13 protein-coding genes are annotated in these 17,762 nt (G+C 37.8%); 4 read left to right on the top strand and 9 right to left on the bottom strand.

Going from position 1 to position 17,762, the window contains the following annotated elements; translation table 11 throughout:
• Positions 1-130: 130 nt before the first annotated feature.
• A complete protein-coding gene (locus tag BM146_RS13540; RefSeq protein WP_074890083.1) occupies positions 131-1,690 on the top strand; it encodes an ABC-F family ATP-binding cassette domain-containing protein in 1,560 nt (519 codons plus the stop codon).
• A 52-nt stretch (positions 1,691-1,742) separates the two neighbouring features.
• On the opposite strand, the gene BM146_RS13535 is transcribed toward BM146_RS13540, so the two are convergent.
• Positions 1,743-3,242, bottom strand: coding sequence for a tagaturonate reductase (locus BM146_RS13535; protein ID WP_074890080.1), 1,500 nt, complete (start codon positions 3,240-3,242; stop codon positions 1,743-1,745).
• A 194-nt stretch (positions 3,243-3,436) separates the two neighbouring features.
• Here BM146_RS13535 and BM146_RS13530 point away from each other — a divergent pair, with 194 nt between their 5' ends.
• Together BM146_RS13530 and BM146_RS13525 are read left to right on the top strand one after the other, a co-directional pair.
• Entirely contained in the window at positions 3,437-4,240 is an 804-nt protein-coding gene (locus BM146_RS13530; RefSeq protein ID WP_083413551.1) for an alpha/beta fold hydrolase, read from the top strand.
• A gap of 124 nt (positions 4,241-4,364) precedes the next feature.
• Complete coding sequence (locus tag BM146_RS13525; RefSeq protein ID WP_074890078.1) at positions 4,365-6,149, top strand: Rqc2 family fibronectin-binding protein; 1,785 nt, start codon at positions 4,365-4,367, stop codon at positions 6,147-6,149.
• Positions 6,150-6,249: 100 nt separating this feature from the next.
• Here BM146_RS13525 and BM146_RS13520 read toward each other — a convergent pair whose 3' ends face one another.
• The 7 genes from BM146_RS13520 to BM146_RS13490 all read right to left on the bottom strand — a co-directional run bounded on the left by BM146_RS13520 (position 6,250) and on the right by BM146_RS13490 (position 14,979).
• Complete coding sequence (locus BM146_RS13520; protein WP_074890075.1) at positions 6,250-7,296, bottom strand: M42 family metallopeptidase; 1,047 nt, start codon at positions 7,294-7,296, stop codon at positions 6,250-6,252.
• 55 nt (positions 7,297-7,351) lie between these two features.
• Positions 7,352-9,013 carry a putative polysaccharide biosynthesis protein gene (locus tag BM146_RS13515; RefSeq protein WP_074890073.1) on the bottom strand — a complete coding sequence of 554 codons (1,662 nt, stop codon included), beginning with the start codon at positions 9,011-9,013 and terminating at the stop codon, positions 7,352-7,354.
• Between the two features lie 8 nt (positions 9,014-9,021).
• Positions 9,022-10,467 (bottom strand): glycogen synthase GlgA, encoded by a 1,446-nt coding sequence (glgA, locus tag BM146_RS13510; RefSeq protein ID WP_074890069.1) that lies wholly within the window; start codon positions 10,465-10,467, stop codon positions 9,022-9,024.
• Positions 10,467-11,561 (bottom strand): tryptophan--tRNA ligase, encoded by a 1,095-nt coding sequence (gene trpS / locus BM146_RS13505; protein WP_074890066.1) that lies wholly within the window; start codon positions 11,559-11,561, stop codon positions 10,467-10,469. Before trpS ends, glgA begins: the two co-directional genes overlap by 1 nt.
• Positions 11,562-11,912: 351 nt before the next feature.
• A complete protein-coding gene (locus tag BM146_RS13500; RefSeq protein WP_074890063.1) occupies positions 11,913-12,224 on the bottom strand; it encodes a hypothetical protein in 312 nt (103 codons plus the stop codon).
• 306 nt (positions 12,225-12,530) lie between these two features.
• Complete coding sequence (locus BM146_RS13495; protein ID WP_074890060.1) at positions 12,531-14,333, bottom strand: C1 family peptidase; 1,803 nt, start codon at positions 14,331-14,333, stop codon at positions 12,531-12,533.
• A gap of 10 nt (positions 14,334-14,343) precedes the next feature.
• A complete protein-coding gene (locus BM146_RS13490) occupies positions 14,344-14,979 on the bottom strand; it encodes a C39 family peptidase (protein ID WP_074890058.1) in 636 nt (211 codons plus the stop codon).
• A 246-nt stretch (positions 14,980-15,225) separates the two neighbouring features.
• On the opposite strand from BM146_RS13490, the gene BM146_RS13485 reads away from it, so the two are divergent.
• Complete coding sequence (locus BM146_RS13485; protein ID WP_074890056.1) at positions 15,226-16,521, top strand: putative bifunctional diguanylate cyclase/phosphodiesterase; 1,296 nt, start codon at positions 15,226-15,228, stop codon at positions 16,519-16,521.
• Between the two features lie 40 nt (positions 16,522-16,561).
• On the opposite strand, the gene BM146_RS13480 is transcribed toward BM146_RS13485, so the two are convergent.
• Positions 16,562-17,668 (bottom strand): cation diffusion facilitator family transporter, encoded by a 1,107-nt coding sequence (locus tag BM146_RS13480; protein WP_074890054.1) that lies wholly within the window; start codon positions 17,666-17,668, stop codon positions 16,562-16,564.
• Between the last annotated feature and the right edge of the window lie 94 nt (positions 17,669-17,762).

Genomic DNA, 17,762 nt, shown 5'->3' with positions numbered 1-17,762 from the left:
CACTAATAAATTTTTACGAAAATTTAATAAACAGAAAAAAGCAAAAGACAACAGAATGTTTTTCAATTATAATGTAAAAGATTGCGCTTAGATAACAATAGGTAAAAGTTTATTATAGAAAGGATATTTTATGAGTATTTTAAATGTTGAGCATCTTACCCACGGCTTTGGCGACAGGGCGATCTTTGATGATGTTTCTTTCAGACTTCTCAAAGGAGAACACATCGGTCTTGTTGGTGCTAACGGCGAGGGAAAGTCAACTTTCATGAACATAATAATTGGTAAGCTCATGCCTGATGCAGGCACAATTGAATGGGCCAAAAATGTAAAAGTCGGATATCTTGATCAGCACGCTGTACTTAAAGAAGGCATGACCATAAGGGATGTCCTTGCTTCTGCCTACGAACCATTATATGACATGGAAAAAAGAATGAATGAGATTTGCGATGCCATGGGCGCAGCGGATGAAAAGCAGCTTGAAGAATATATGGAAGAACTTGGCACAATTCAGGATCTTTTGACCAATCACGACTTCTATCTCATCGATTCTAAGATTGAAGAGGTTTCAAGAGCTCTCGGATTTCTTGAGCTTGGTCTGGACAGAGATGTTACAGAGCTTTCAGGTGGTCAGCGTACAAAGATCCTTTTGGGAAAACTTCTTTTGGAAAAGCCTGATATTCTGCTTTTAGACGAGCCCACTAACTACCTTGATGCCGAACATATCGTATGGCTCACAAGATACCTTCAGGAATACGAGAATGCCTTTATTCTCATATCTCATGATGTTCCATTCCTCAACAACGTTGTCAACATCATCTATCACATGGATGGTCAGACACACAGTCTCGACAGATATGTAGGTGATTACGACAAGTTCATGGAAGTCTATGAAGCTAAAAAAGCTCAAAGAGAAGCAGCCTACAACCGTCAGCAGCAGGAAATTGCGGAGCTCAAGGATTTTGTTGCTAGAAACAAAGCCCGCGTAGCCACAAGAAATATGGCCATGGCCCGTCAAAAGAAACTTGATAACATGGATATCATAGAAAAAATACAGGAGAAACCAAAGCCTGAATTTTTCTTTAAAACCGCAAAGACGCCAAGCAAGTTCCTGTTTGAACTAAATGATCTTGTAATCGGCTACGATACGCCTCTTTCAAAGCCTTTAACTCTTGCTATTGAGAGAAATACATTTGTAGTACTTACAGGCGCAAACGGAATCGGAAAAAGTACTCTCCTAAAGAGCATCCTTGGCATCATTCCTCCAATTTCAGGAAAGGTTACAAGAGGCGAAAATGTTGCTATAGGATATTTCGAACAGGAAATGTCTCCTAACATCGAAACAACCTGTATGGAAGAAATATGGAACGAATTCCCCGGATTTTCACAGTATGAAGTCCGCTCCGCTCTTGCAAAATGCGGTCTTACCACCAAGCATATCGAAAGTAAGTGTAAAGTCCTTTCCGGTGGTGAGCAGGCCAAGGTTCGCCTTTGCAAACTTATGAACAGAGAATCTAATCTTCTTGTTTTGGACGAGCCCACTAACCATCTTGACGTAGATGCAAAGGATGAGCTCCACAGAGCACTCAAAGAATATAAAGGCACAGTTCTTATGGTCTGCCACGAACCTGACTTCTATTCAGACCTTGCTACTGAAGTAATTGACTGCTCCAAATGGACAACAAGAGTCTGATATATATGCATAATAAAAAAACGCCCCATAATGAGGCGTTTTTTATTATGTATTAAAGGCAACTAGCGTAGGCTTTTTCTGCGCCTTCTGTGTGAATTTTGTGAAGGTCTGCTACTACTGCATCTGTAAGACCATCAATCTTGTTAAGGTCCTGATCCCACATTTTCTCATTAGAAAGAACAGCCTTTACAAGGTCTTCTTCTGAATCATTTCTGTGATCATAGAAGAACTCAAGAGCCCATCTGTCATCACTTACTGTGTATGTATTGCCTGCCGGTCTCTTACATACAAGTCCTGCATCTGTAAGTTCCTGTACATCGTTTGAATAGAATGCGATGTATGCTGCAAGTGACATTGTAAGGCAAACAGGAAGCTTGCCATTCTTCTCAATGTATTGAAGGAATGATGGCATATTTCTAGCCTTCCACTTACTTGTTGAGTTAAGTGAAATAGACATAAGCTCGTGGTTAACGAATGGATTGTTGAATCTATCCTTAACTGCAGCTGCAAACTGATTAAGATCATTCTCATCAAGATGGTCGACAAGTGTAGGGATAACCTCTTCACTTAACATCTTGTTCATGAAACCAGCAACATTGTCATTGTGCATACAATCACGAACAATATCAAATCCTGCAAGATAAGCACCAAGAACAAATCCTGTGTGAGCACCGTTCAGGATACGAACCTTTCTGTGCTTGTATGGCATAACATCAGGTACAACGTGAACATTTACTCCAGCCTTCTTAAATGGAAGTCTGTCCTCAAGTCCCTCTGGTCCTTCAATGATCCAAACACCGAAGATCTCACCTACATCAATAAGTTCGTCATGGTATCCGTTCTCTTCCTCAAGCTTTTCTACTTCCTTAGGATCACGGATTCTTCCCGGAACGATTCTGTCTACAAGTGTTGAGCAGAAAATATTGTCATTGTTTACCCAAGTCTTGAACTCTTCTCCAAGGTTCCACTGGTCAATGTACTGGTTAACGCACTTTAAGAGTTCTTTACCGTTGTTGTCGATAAGCTCGCATGAAAGAACAACTACACCCTTCTTACCAGCCTTAAATCTTGTGTAAAGAACCTGTGTAAGCTTTCCAGGGAAGCTGTTTGCAGGAACATCCTCAAATTTGCATGAAGGATCATATGCAATACCTGCTTCTGTTGTGTTAGATGCAATGATGTCAAGGTCATCACTTGCTGCGATTTCCATCATTCTGTCAAAATCAGCCTTATCATATGGGTTAAGGCATGAATCTACAGCTGAGATAACTCTCTTTGCATCTACCTTCTGTCCGTTCTCGCTTCCACGAAGGTAAAGTGTATAAAGACCTTCCTGCTTGTTGACAAGCTCTGTAAGTCCCTGTGCAATTGGCTGTACAAGAGCTACCTTGCCGTTAAAGCCAGCCTTTTCATTGCTGATGTCAAAGAAATAATCAACGAATGCTCTGAGGAAGTTTCCTTCACCGAACTGGAGCACCTTTACAGGCGCATCCTTAAGAACGTAACCTGTGTAGCCTGATTTTTCAAGTACATCATAGTTTAATAATTCCATTACCCATATCCTCCTAAAAATGTAAGCTCTTACATTTGTTCTCAAAATGAATTTTTACACTTATTGTTATACCACAGGAATGTAAGCGTTTACAATACCTATTTTTTCTTTTTATTTTTTATTTTCGAAATATGGAAGGTACATAAATTGTGATATGATAAAAAAGTACAATAATCACGTGAGGGGAACAATAAATGGCAGAATTAAGTAAGGTTATAACACCTGATTTTTCAATGAACTTCTTCAGATTCGGCACCGGAATAAACACATTGGTTATAATTCCGGGCCTTAGTATTCAAAGCGTAATGGGAGCAGCAAATGCAGTTGAAGCCGAATATTCTTCAAGAATAAAAGACAACTTCACTATTTATGTATTCGACAGACGAGAAGCCATTCCTGAGAACTATTCTATCCACGAGATGGCCTATGACACGATAAAAGCAATCAAAGAGCTGGGTTTAAAAGACATTTCTCTGTTCGGTGCTTCTCAAGGGGGAATGATCGCGATGGTCATGGCCATTGAATATCCCGATCTTATAAAGAAGCTTGTCCTAGGCTCGACTTCTTCTCATATTAAGCCAGAACAGACCAAAGTAATTGAAAAATGGATATCTCTGGCCGAAAAAGGCGATGTTCACGCTCTATATCAGAGTTTCGCAAAAGAAATATATCCTGAAAGAATTTACGATGAATATAAAGACTTTTTTTCTGACATGAGTAATGCAGTAACTACAGCAGAGCTAAATAGATTTATAATACTTGCAAAATCAATCCTGGGCTTTGATATTTCTGATGATTTAAAAAAGATACAGTGCCCCACTTTAGCAATCGGCTCTTATGAAGATGCGGTACTTGATTCCGATGCGACAATGGAAATCGCCGAGAATCTGGACTACAGACAGGATTTCAGACTTTATATGTATATCGGTTATGGACATGCTGCCTATGACACAGCTCCTGATTACAGAGACAGAATGTATAAATTCCTTATGAATTAAAACAAAAATCTGTATATTGTTTGTATGGCAAAAAAAATTAGTGTAAAATCTTATCCAAGGCTTATCTTTAGACAGAAAGTCTTGGATATTTTTTAGCAAAATATATTAGCGAGGTTTTACCAAAATGGCATTTGACGGAATAACTATTGCAAACTTAACTAAAGATTTTAGCGATTACCTGGTTGGTGGTCGTATATATAAGATTGCTCAGACAGAAAGCGACGAGCTTTTTATTACTGTAAAACTTTCCTATGAAAACGCGGACAAGTATGGCATAAAGCAAAAAAGACTTGTATTGTCATCCGACGCTTCTCTTCCACTTGCTTATTTGACCGATGACAACAAAAGCTCTCCATTAACAGCTCCTAATTTCTGCATGCTTCTTAGAAAACACATCCAGAACGGCCGCATTATATCTGTCACTCAACCCGGCGGACTTGAAAGAGTCATCCGCTTTGAAGTCGAGCATTTGGATGAAATGGGCGATCTTAGGCATAAAGTTCTTTTGATCGAGATCATGGGAAAATATTCAAATATTATTTTTACGGATGAAAACAACGTGATAATTGATTCAATCAAGCACATTCCAGCATCTGTAAGCTCTGTAAGAGAGGTTCTTCCGGGAAGAGAATATTTTGTCCCTTCACAGGGAAAAATAAACCCTCTTGCTACTACTGCAGATGAATTTTCAGGAGCTGTCTTAAGCAAAGGAATGCCTATTTTTAAGGCTATTTATTCCAGCTATACAGGGCTTTCTCCTATAGTATCTCAGGAAATCTGTTACAGAGCAGGGATTGATGCCGATAAATCGGCTATAGCCCTTGATGCAGGTGAAGGAGCTAAGGTGTACAGAGCTTTTGATGATGTCATGGAGCTAGTAAGAACTGGTAGATTTACTCCTTCTATAATCTATAATGGCGATATACCAAAGGAATACGCTTCTATTCCTCTGACTTTATATGAGGCTGAAAATTCTTCATATATGACAGCTCCCATTTCTGATATATCCGCACTAATCGAACAATATTATGCTGAGAAAAACGTCTACACAAGAATAAGACAAAAGTCTGTCGATCTCAGAAAAATAGTGCAGACCGCTCTTGAAAGAAATGTAAAAAAGCTTGATCTTCAGACAAAGCAGTTAAAAGACAGCGAGAAAAAAGATAAATACAGAATATATGGTGAGCTTTTAACTGTCTATGGATATAGCGCAGAGCCAGGTGCCAAAAGCATTACTGTAAATGACTATAATACCGGAGAAGATGTAACTATTACACTTGATCCAACTCTTACTCCAAGCCAGAATGCCAAAAAGTATTTTGATAAATATACTAAACTAAAGCGCACAGCTGAAGCCATGGACGAGCAGATAAAAGAAGTCTCTGAGGCGGTTGAACAACTCGAATCAATAGAAAGCGCTTTGGAAATTGCACAAAACGAAGCTGATCTTGCCCAAATAAGAAAAGAACTTGTGGACAGTGGCTATATAAAGTCTCACACGTCATCCAAAAGCAGCCGAAAAGAAAAGATTACCAGCAAGCCATTTCACTATGTCAGCAGCGATGGATTTGATATTTTCGTAGGAAAAAACAACTATCAAAACGATGAACTAACGTTTAAGACAGCAAATGGTGGTGACTGGTGGTTCCATGCAAAAAAAATAGCAGGTTCACACGTTGTTCTTATCACCGGCGGAAAAGAAGTTCCTGACAGAGCTTTCGAAGAAGCTGCTGCTCTTGCTGCATTCTACTCCAAGGGTAAGAATCAGGAGAAAGTGGAAATCGATTATTTAAAGCGAAAGGATGTTAAAAAGCCCGGCGGAGCAAAGCCTGGATTTGTTGTATATTATACTAACTATTCAATGGCAATTGCCCCTGACATATCCAAATTGAAACTAATAAGTGAGTGATTTTTATAAAAATCCCATGTGAGAACCATAAAAAAAACTCACATGGGATATTTTCTACCATTTCATCTTTGGGGCATTACCTTAACTATTCTTAAAGAAATCAAAGCGAATACTGAATGAGCAGTCTTAATGTATTCTCTGCTCCATCCCTATGGCTTCTTTCGTATCCATGAGAAGCATACACTCCGGCGCCAATAAGACCGTGCTTTAAATCATTACCTGAACGGAGGGTTGCTTCTACATCACTTCCATAGTGAGGGTAAATGTCTACAGCATAATCTGCTCCACTGTCCATAGCAGCCTTTATAAGTCCCTGTACAATATCATAGCTGTAAGGACCGCCGCTGTCCTTTGCACAGATAGAGACTTGTCTCTCAGTACATGTAAGCCCATCACCTACGCATCCCATATCTACTGAGATTGCCTCTGTACAGCCTTCAGGAACACTTCCGCTTCCACCATGTCCAACTTCCTCAAAAACTGTAATATGAGCATAAAGTGCCCTTTTAGGAGTTATCTTATTGTCTTTTATATACTTGGCAAGACCAAGAAGGATTCCAACGCTGAGTTTATCATCAAGAAACCTTGATTTTATATACCCCGTCTTTGTAACTCTTACATTTGGTTCAAAACATACAAAATCACCAACTGAGATTCCAAGCTTTTCTGTATCTTCCTTTGTCTTTACATCTTCATCAAGAACAACTTCACAATTTTCCCATGTTCTCTTTGTATCATTATAATCACCATTTACATGGATAGATGCGTTGTTTAGCTGAAATGTTCCTTCATAAATCCCATCAAACTTTGTAACAATGCGAACATTCTCAGTTTCAGCGTTATTAGGATTCATCCCACCAAGATTTGTTAGCTGCAGCCTTCCATTTGACTTAATAGTAGAAACCATTCCACCAAGCGTATCAGTGTGAGCTTCTAAAAGAAGGCCATTCTTTTTATCTTTTCCTGTGAGGTCAACTATTACTCCGCCCTTATTAGTATGATCAGCCTTAAAACCGAGCTTTTCGAACTCATTTTTCACCCAGGTTGCAGCCTCTTTCGTGTATCCTGTTGGAGAATCAATGTTCAAAAGATCTGATGTCTCTTTTACAATAAAATCCGTGTATTTTTTTAAATTTGCTTTTTTCATTACGTCTACCTCCATAATGTCATTAAAACTTGCATGCAAAATGAAACACAATGCATCACAAGAGTTTTATCTTTTTCAGAATACCGGCTATAGATGCCCCTTTAGGGAATCTCTTAATATCATCTTCTGTTGCCCCGCCTGCCTTAATAAGAACCGCAAAGTATACAAAAGATGCAATAAATGCTGCAAAAAAAGTAGCAAAGAGATTTGCAAAATACTTACTCAAAATAATAAAACTAAACAAAAATTCGAACAGCTCATAGACACAAAAAGCAGAGGCTCCCATTACCAATGCTGAAACAGACGGATACAGATACGTCTTTTTAAGATCATAGTACACAGGCAGATATCTGTGCATAAACACATTGTTCAATACGCACATCATTAACGAGTACAGTATTGTCACTATACAAAGGGCAAAATCACCAAGATCAGTATAAATAAGAAGGACACTAAGTACCACAGTTTGTATGATAAGTGCAAATAAAGCATTAAAAACAGGAACATTCACTCGACCGATTCCCTGAAGAACTGCATTAGTAACTGTAGAAAGTGAATAAAATACTACAGTTATGGCTAGAAATCTAAGAAGCATTGAAGCTTCATCAAGAGAAGCTCTCTGGGGAAAAAGAATCATCATCACTGGTTTCGCCAATACAAAAAGCCCAACTGCACAAGGAATCGAAATCATCAGGATAATTCTTGTTACCTTTGACACTGTATTGCCAGCGCCATCAGTATCCCCCTTTGCAAATGTTGTTGATACTTCAGGTATCATAGCCGAAGCTGCCGCACTTGCAAGAGCAATTGGAAGATTTGTGATAACCATCGCCTTCCTATTGAATATGCCATACATATATGCGACTTCACTCTCATCCATATTTTTTACATGCATAAGAATCCTGCTAAACAACGTTGAATTTAAGAACGTTGAAAGATTATATATACAGGTACTTAAGATAAAAGGAGTCACGATCAGAAATATCATTTTGTATATCTCTGAATTCCCCATCTCATCATGGGTGTCCTTCTGAACTCTTTTCTTTATATCAGGCCTGTTTACGTTATAAACAAATAGCATAAACAAAAGAGCTATAAGTACTCCTGCCCCTGTTCCAAGCGCACTACCTATAGCACCATATACCGCCCTTTTTGATGGATCATCTGTTCCTGCAATATTAGTAAGAACAATGGCTCCTCCAACACTGACGATTGCATTAAAAATCTGCTCAAGAAGCTGAGAAACTGAAGTTGGCACCATAGTCCTGTGAGCTTGAAAATAGCCACGCAAAACTCCTAAAAATCCAAAAAGGAATATTGTAGGGGCAAAAAATCTAAGGACTGTAGCTGATCGTCCGGCAACTAAAATATCTGCAGCAAAAAAGAGCACCAGACTCCCCACTCCGCCCACAATCAAAACATAGATTATAGCGCACTTAAATATCTTATGAGCGTTTTTATATTCTTTTACAGCAAGTTTACCTGAAATAATCTTGGACATAGCAGATGGAATGCTATATGAAGATACTAGAAGAACTATGGTATACACCGCATAAGCAGCTCCATAATAACCATTTCCTTCATCACCTATGATTGCTGCCAGCGGACTACCATATAACAGGCCGATAATTCTTGAGATAATGCCTGCTATCGCAAGAATACCAGCCTGTTTTAAAAGATTCTTTTTTGAATTATTTTCTTTAATACTACTTTTCATAAATTAGGTCAAGGGCGTAGCCAATCGTACATCTCCTGATATTTTTCTGCGGAAACTTTCCAAGAGAAGTCAACTGCCATTGCACGGTCTATCATCTTGTTCCATTCGCGCTTCTGGTCGTAGAATACATGCTCTGCTTCCCTTATGGTTCCAAGCATCTCATGAGCATTATAGTTCAGGAATCCAAATCCTGTACCTGTACTCTCATACTTATTGTAAGGCTCAACAGTATCAATAAGACCACCTGTCTGTCTTACAATCGGTATTGTACCATATCTTAACGCCATAAGCTGAGAAAGTCCACAGGGTTCAAATAAAGATGGCATCAGAAACGCATCTGCAGCCGCATATATCTTGTGCGACATTGGTTCTGAATAATAAATATTTGCAGAAACTTTGTCATTGTACTTCCAGTCAAAGTGTCTGAAAGAATTCTCATACTGCTCCTGACCTGTACCAAGAACAACGAGTTGAACCGCATCCTGACACAGTTCATCAAGAACATAGTTAATAAGATCAAAGCCCTTCTGATCAGTAAGTCTTGATACAATACCAATCATCATACACTTATCATCTTCTTTAAGACCAAGTTCTTTCTGCAAAGCACGCTTATTCTTAACCTTTTCCTTGCGAAAACTTATTGCATCATATTTGTAAGGAATATACTTATCTGTTGATGGGTTAAACTCATCATAGTCTATTCCATTTACAATACCCCTGAGATCTCCGGCTCTTGCTCGAAGAAGGCCATCAAGTTCCTCTCCATAAAACTGAGTCTTGATTTCTTCTGCATATGCCTTACTTACAGTTGTAATTGCATCAGAATATACAATACCGCCTTTTAGAAGGTTGGCATCTTTGAAAAGTCCCAATTTATCAGGTGCAAAGAAATAATCCGGCAAACCTGTAATGTCCTGAACTGTTTTTATATCCCATTTTCCCTGGAATTTCAGGTTATGGATAGTCATTATTGCCTTGATTCCTCTGTAGAACTCACTTCCCTGGAATCTCTCTTTTAAATAAACCGGAACAAGTCCTGTCTGCCAGTCATGACAGTGAATAATGTCAGGTCTAAAATCAATAACAGGCAGGATTGAAAGAGCTGCTTTTGAAAAGAAAGCAAATTTCTCAATCTCAAATACTACATCATCTCCATAAGGCTTCATTCCATTAAAATAGAATTCATTGTCAATAAAATAATACTTTATTCCGTCAACCTCAGCCTTAAAAATACCAACGTATTCATTTTTCCAGTGAAAGTCCATATAGAAGTTGGAAATATACTCCATCTTCTCTTTCATCTGTTGATTTATACATTTGTATAATGGTAATACTACACGAACATCAAAATATCTCTTATCAATATTTTTGGGCAGAGAGCCTACTACATCAGCCAAACCGCCAGTCTTGATAAATGGTACACCTTCAGAAGCTACAAATAATATGTTCTTCATTAGTCAACCGTCTCCTCATATTTTGCAGATTGCATAGCTATTAGTTCTTTATCATCAAAGTAGTTAATCCTCATTGCGTCCTTGACATCTGAAAGAGTCTGAGCCGCAACCTCTTTAGCTACTTCGCTTCCCTTTTTAAGCACATCATATACATATGGAATATCCTTTTGGAACTCTTTTCTTCTGTTCCTGATAGGTTCAAGTTCAGCCTGGATAACGTTATTAAGGAACTTCTTAACTTTGACGTCTCCAAGACCACCTCTTTGATAGTGGTCCTTCATCTCCTGAAGGCATGAGTACTCAGGAGCAAATTCAGCAAAGTGTTCATCCTTTGCAAAAGCATCAAGATAAATAAATACAGGGTTGCCTTCTACCTGTCCGGGATCCTCAACTCTCAAATGATTAGGGTCTGTGAACATGCTCATAACCTTTTTCTTGATAGAATCCGGCTCTTCTGAAAGATAAATACAATTACCAAGTGACTTACTCATCTTAGCTTTGCCATCTATGCCAGGAAGTCGTAGGCATGCTGCATTATCAGGTAAAAGAATTTCAGGCTCAACCAAGGCCTCACCATATACTGAATTAAACTTTCTGACAATTTCCTTACACTGTTCAAGCATAGGCTCCTGATCCTCACCAACAGGAACAGTTGTAGCCTTAAACGCTGTAATATCCGCTGCCTGGCTTATAGGATATGTAAAGAAACCAACAGGAATACTTGTTCCAAAGTTCCTCATCTGAAGTTCAGACTTAACTGTAGGATTTCTCTGAAGTCTGGATACTGTAACAAGATTCATATAATAAAATGTCAGTTCAGTAAGCTCAGGTATTTGAGACTGAATAAACAATGTTGATTTAGCCGGATCAAGTCCGACTGAAAGATAATCAAGTGCAACCTCTATGATATTCTGGCGAACTTTCTCAGGATTATCAGCATTATCTGTAAGTGCCTGAGCATCAGCGATCATAATAAAGATCTTGTCAAACTCCCCCGAATTCTGAAGCTCTACCCTTCTGCGAAGTGATCCCACATAATGTCCAACATGAAGCTTACCCGTAGGACGATCGCCGGTTAAAATAATCTTACTCATTTCAAAAAATATCTCCTCACAAAACTTATCTGTATTTAAATGCAAATACGAATTCTATAATACATTATTTTATGTTTAGATACAATCTGTATTGTCTCTTTAATAATAATACCCCAAGAACAAATAAACTATATTTCGTTACAATATTATTTATTATTTCGATTTACTTTATTTTTAATTTATAAACCGTACACATTTTGTCCAAATTTAGCATTTATTATATAGTCTATCAGAAGAAAAACTTCTGACTCCCCCAACAAAACTTTTTTCATACTGGGTCGATCGGCTCCCCACTGGTCGACCCCTCCTCCCAAAAACAAGCCACCTTAAAAGGTGGTTTTTCTTTTGGACTTATGCTGTAAGGCTCTCTATTTCTTCTCTTTTTTCTGTCATGTCTTCTGCTAACTCTGTAGTATCATCAGTTCCAATCATATCTGTTTTTCTGGGTGCTCTGACACCAAAGCTTCCTGTATATCTGATTTCCTTAAGTAGCTTTTTGACATTTTTTAATGTTTTATCTATTTCATCAGCGCCTGCACAAATAACAGTTGGAACACCACTACCATTAAATTCTACACGCAATCCCGAATCTTTTAGAATTTTAAAAGCCTTAAGCTTGTCTGTTGTACTAATCTCATCAAGTTCTTTTTCATTCTTTGCCATATGTTGTACCTCACTTTTTACTAAACACAATATAACACATTATTGTATTTATTTCAAACGTCTGTTCTAACACATTTGCACAAATTAATCTATTATAATTCGTTGATATTTTATATCTAAATACTGTTAAGTATTTTATTAACCCACCGATATATCTAGTGAGAATAAAAATTCTCACTCCCCCAACAAAACTTTTTTCATACCTGGGCTGTTAATCTCCCCAATTAGCAGCCCTCCTCCCAAAAAAAATCTTGTGAAGCAAAAAGAGACGACTCCCCATCGTCTCTCTTTTGTTGTTATGTTCTATTATTGGTTTTTTGTATATGCTTTCACAAAGAAATCTTTATCGTTTTGTTTTTCCATCATTTTTCCATCATCAGAGATATAATATGATGCTCCGCTTGCTTCATAGTGGTTATGAATATTTCCCGTTAAATTGTTCCATTCATCATAATTGGCTTCACTTACATAATCAGCAGCTTTTTCAAAAACAAGCCTTCCGTTTGAATGTGGCTTTATCATCACGAAGAAATTATCTCCTTCCTCCAGTTTAATGCCATCATCCAATTTAAAAGTATGATATCCGCCGCTGATTGCCGAAATTTTTTGAGTGCATGAAGGCTCTTTTAACTTATGAATATCGATACCCGCATCATCAAATTCAGGATTCAAATAGATTTCGACATCATATTGCTGATAACTATCAATCGCCATCAACCCAATGGCTTCAAGCATTTCCTCTCCCTGAGCCTCATACATCATTCCATATGGATTATTTGAACCCGTAAGAGCATATACATAGTTATTATCATCATCAAGCGTATCTACCACATTAGTTATAAAACCTGCTGCCTGGTAATTATTATCGTACCAGTTTTCAGATTCAGGGACAGAAACGCTATAGGCAGCTACATTACTTGAACATGTTGTCTCATCATAATATGACAGGTAAAAAAAGCCACCTTCACCGCCATTTGTTCCCCAACTGTTCTTGCATATCCAGGCTCCGTCACCTAATGGCTTTCCTCCAAATTCAGATGCAGGGTAATCGTCATTCCACCCGACAATAAGGATCTCATGATTAGGCGTAGGAGCCTTTTCTCCATCAAAGTAAGAATAGAGATTTTTGTTATGATCCTTCCAGTAAACAGAATCCGCATTTACTCCTGCTGTTACAGCTCCATGCTCAAAAATCATCTGCTTTACATATGTCCTGTTTTGGACAGATGCACATATCTGGCTCACATCCTGAACATGATAGTTGCTCTCAAAGGCATCTGAAGGTTTTTCTCCATTTTCTTTAAAAAGAAAATCCTGACCGTACATGCTGTTGAATTTATCATTTCCTTTTTCAGAAACCGGCCCCTTCCATGCGGCTAAAAGGCTTATGCAATAATCAGTAACACCGCCAACTGCAACATAACCAGAATCATAATCGAATATCCATGCGCCGTCTTCATTATCAGCGTTCACAAGTTCTCTGTAGTCATCCTCTATATATCCCTGATTTTTTCCTTCTGCCTTATGAACATTGTAATAAGCCAGGTGTTTTTCAGACAGATCGATATCTGTATAATTCAGGTCCTCATTGTGTTTTAAAATATCACTCTCTATTGCACCAAGTGCAGCATACGTCCAGCAAAGATATGAATATCCCTGATCCTCCGGCCCTGTAACAAAGCGCTTTCCATCTGCATCTCTTGAATCATATTTTGTCGGAAGATCATTCCCGGAAAATGTTGAAATATCTGTTGGAATCACATTTATAAAATCTTCATTGCTATAAAACTCACCCGACTTTCCGTCTGCAATCGGCACCGCCTCAGGAATAACAATCTCCCGTACGTTTTGCACATCTAATGACGTAGGATTGTTTTTGCTTTCTCCAACAACAGCTTCATGATATACAGCTTCCGCATCTTCTTTCGAAGTTCCCTCATTATAAATTACTTCACTTCCATCAACGACGGTCAGGTCTTCATCCCTGTTTGGCACATATTCATCTCTCCTTGATGAATTGAACTCTTTATGAATATTATGATTTAATAACATTGCGGCAGTAATTAAAACAACTACAACTGCCGATATGATCAATATTTTCTTTTTCAATTTTCATCCTCTAACCTATAACAGTTATTGTATTAAATGACCCAAAAACCGATTGGGAAAAATCTCTGGAAAAGGCCTCATAATCTATATAATGATATCCGCTTTTCCATCCGTCAATGACCCTTAACATAGGATAATCCTTCCCCTTTACTCTCCAAATACTGTATCCCACAACGACTATTGTATGGTCCTTGTAGAAGCCTCTTGCTATATTCATGATAACAGGTCTGCCATTTGAAATTTCCTCTTTTACCTGTTTTTCAAAACTAAAAACATATACACCTTTGCATTTTGTCTTAACACCGTAGGTTTCAAAGGCTTCTCTTGCTATACCTGAAATAAAAAAAGGAATAGTGCCTCTTTTATCAGTATAACCATAACTTTCTGCAATTTCCTCAACAACTTTATATGTCTGTGAAATATCATCGGGAATTCCTGGGACAAGACCTTTTTTTCCATAATAGTCAAGCACTCTTGTAACTGCAACAACAGAACAGTTTCTGGTGACTCTGCCACTAATTTGCGCCATTGATTTACTGTTCATCGCAATAGCTCTTCCACGTTTTAAAAAGACGCCTTTTTCCCCGTATTTATCAAACAGATATTTTGAAATATTGGTAATTCCACCATATGGTATCTTCTTCATTAACTTGCCCTCAATAATTACAATATAGCCTATTTTGATCCCAAAACCAAGTGTCCTAATTATCAGATAATATTGTGCTATTTATTGTTTTTTATGAAAAATATCACAATCTTGCAGTTTTAAATTTAGGCAAAATTCTAAATCATACCATCAAATTGTGATTTTTTTGCGAACTTTATGTTTTTTGTTTTTTTTGTATGTATAATTTAAAAAAATGCATACACAAAGGAGTGGACACGTGTTTTTATGATAGGAAGAGTAAAAAGACCCACCGCCCTAGATCCTTTGACAGGGCTCTATTCAAAAGAGCAATTTTTTTCAAGAGCTACTGAGTACGACAAATCACATCCGCATCAGGGAGTCGATGCTATTGTACTTAATTATAATAAATTTCACCTGATCAATGAATTGTATGGTCGAGGATACGGGGACAAAGTCTTATGCGCAATTGGGGATTGCGTAAACAAGACTGCAAAAGAACACAACGGTATTGCCTGTAGATATGATGCAGACATTTTTTATATGTATATCAATCATCAGGATAACTATGATTTCCTTATATCTCAGGTTTCATCTGAGCTTGCTTCTATTATGAATACTCCTGACACAAGGATAAGGATTGGAATCTATCCTGATACTTCCATGGCAGCTTCACTGCAGCAGCGCTTTGACAGAGCTATTCAGGCATGTAATTCAGTTACTAAGAATGGCCACAGCTCTACTTACGAAATATACGATGAAAAAATGCATAAACGAGAGCTCTACGAAGCAATGCTTATCGACAGTATAGGTGATGCCCTCAACGAAAACCAGTTTAAGCTTGTATTCCAGCCTAAATATAATATTCTCGGAGAAAAGCCAAAGCTATCCAGTGCAGAAGTACTTATCAGATGGCAGCATCCTGACTTTGGAGATGTAAGGCCAGACTTTTTTATTCCTCTTTTCGAGGAAAATGGACTTATAAGGCAACTTGATCGCTACGTTTGGAGAGAAGCTGCTAAACAGATACGCATCTGGAGAGATGAGTTTGGTTACACTATTCCGGTATCTGTAAATGTATCAAGAGTAGACATATTTGATCTTGACTTTTTGTCATATCTTAAACAGATTGTGGAAGAAAACGGAATTGAGACAAAAGACCTTCATCTTGAGATTACAGAAACTGCCTATACTGACAATGTTGATCAGATAGTAGGTGTGGTAAAAGAGCTGCAAAAGGCCGGCTTCATGGTCGAGATGGATGATTTTGGAAAAGGATACTCTTCTTTTAACATGCTCACCACCCTTCCACTAGATGCTTTAAAGCTCGACATAGGATTTATAAAGGACATTGCTGAAAACAACAAGGAAATGAACCTCCTTGACTGTATTTTAAAAATTGCCAAACTCTTAAACCTCACAGTGATAGCAGAAGGCGTAGAAAATGCCAAACAATACCTGCTCCTAAAAAATGCAGGCTGTGATGAAATACAGGGTTACTATTTCTCTAAGCCTTTGGATTCGGGAGCTTTTGAATCACTTCTTCAACAAAAAGCAATATAAAAATATAAGCCGTCAAAGTTTATCTTTGGCGGCTTTTGTATCAATCTGAATAATCATAATCAAGAGCTATCTGTACTTCATAGCCTTCATATAGTTTTTCTACTCTCTCTTTTACCTTATCAATAACACCCTTCTTATCCTTTTCTTTAAAAGAAATAACAAGGTCAAAAGTAATCTTCTTTTCCTCCTCATCTATGTATAATCCATGCATCTGAAGAGCATTTGGATAATCCTTTATTATCTCATTGACTTTTACTCGTAAGTCAGTTGCCTTTTGGTTACTTGTATTCATAGAATAAATGGAAATTCCCGAAATAACTATTCCTGTATCCTTTAAAACTTTAGTAGCAATTTTTCTTTCAAGCTTATCAATCTGTGGAACCGTTATATCATCAGGAATCTCAATATGAGCTGACCCTACAAGCTTTTGATTGCCATAATCATGGATAAGAAGGTCGTAAACTCCATTAACTTCAGGAAATGAATTGATGGAATTTTTAACCGATCTTGATATCTCTGTAGAAATCCTTGCTCCAAGTATTTCACCAATTGTCTCTTTTAACGTTTCAAAGCCAGTCTTAATGATCATTAAGGCAATGATTATGCCTACAAACGCTTCAATACTAAGCCCTGTTGTGATAAAGATGATTGCAGCCAACAGTGTTGAAGCAGAAATGATAGAATCGTTTAGCGCATCTTTACCTGATGCGACTAATGAATCTGATAAAAGCTTTTCACCTGACTTTTTTGTATAAAGTCCTAAAAGTATTTTTACTAGAATAGCTGCTGTTACAATAACAAGAGCTGCGGCACTGTAATCAGGCGTTGCAGGTTCTATGATTTTTTGAACCGACTCGATGAGCGAAGTGATTCCGGCATACAAAATGATAACGCCAATAACCATAGTTGTAAGATATTCTATCCTGCCATAGCCGTACGGATGCTCTTTATCCGGTTCTTTTGCTGATAGCTTTGTACCTACTATCGTAATAATGGAAGACATTGCATCACTTAAATTATTTACAGCATCCATTGTTATAGCAACCGAATTAGAAACAATTCCAACAAATGCCTTAAATGCCGCAAGAAGCACATTTGCAATGATTCCTACTATACTTGTCTGTACTATTTTTTTAGTTCTGTCCATAGAATCTCCTTCATGTAATAGTTTATGAATTTCACGCTATTCATATTATAAGGCAAGAAATATCCCGATTCAAACGAGTTCCTCACTAATACAT

The organism is Butyrivibrio proteoclasticus, assembly GCF_900115735.1.
GTDB classification, from domain to species: Bacteria; Bacillota; Clostridia; order Lachnospirales; family Lachnospiraceae; genus Butyrivibrio; species Butyrivibrio proteoclasticus_B.
The sequence above is the reverse complement of the archived record's forward strand: the minus strand, read 5'-3'. Positions and strand labels throughout refer to the sequence as shown.

Excerpts from the sequence above, each read along its gene's own strand:
- BM146_RS13500 (WP_074890063.1), bottom strand. The coding sequence starts at position 12,224 with ATGGCAAAGAATGAAAAAGAACTTGATGAGATTAGTACAACAGACAAG.
- BM146_RS13540 (WP_074890083.1), top strand. The coding sequence starts at position 131 with ATGAGTATTTTAAATGTTGAGCATCTTACCCACGGCTTTGGCGACAGG.
- BM146_RS13525 (WP_074890078.1), top strand. The coding sequence starts at position 4,365 with ATGGCATTTGACGGAATAACTATTGCAAACTTAACTAAAGATTTTAGC.
- glgA (WP_074890069.1), bottom strand. The coding sequence starts at position 10,467 with ATGAAGAACATATTATTTGTAGCTTCTGAAGGTGTACCATTTATCAAG.
- BM146_RS13530 (WP_083413551.1), top strand. The coding sequence starts at position 3,437 with ATGGCAGAATTAAGTAAGGTTATAACACCTGATTTTTCAATGAACTTC.
- trpS (WP_074890066.1), bottom strand. The coding sequence starts at position 11,561 with ATGAGTAAGATTATTTTAACCGGCGATCGTCCTACGGGTAAGCTTCAT.
- BM146_RS13535 (WP_074890080.1), bottom strand. The coding sequence starts at position 3,242 with ATGGAATTATTAAACTATGATGTACTTGAAAAATCAGGCTACACAGGT.
- BM146_RS13515 (WP_074890073.1), bottom strand. The coding sequence starts at position 9,013 with ATGAAAAGTAGTATTAAAGAAAATAATTCAAAAAAGAATCTTTTAAAA.
- BM146_RS13480 (WP_074890054.1), bottom strand. The coding sequence starts at position 17,668 with ATGGACAGAACTAAAAAAATAGTACAGACAAGTATAGTAGGAATCATT.
- BM146_RS13485 (WP_074890056.1), top strand. The coding sequence starts at position 15,226 with ATGATAGGAAGAGTAAAAAGACCCACCGCCCTAGATCCTTTGACAGGG.
- BM146_RS13520 (WP_074890075.1), bottom strand. The coding sequence starts at position 7,296 with ATGAAAAAAGCAAATTTAAAAAAATACACGGATTTTATTGTAAAAGAG.
- BM146_RS13490 (WP_074890058.1), bottom strand. The coding sequence starts at position 14,979 with ATGAAGAAGATACCATATGGTGGAATTACCAATATTTCAAAATATCTG.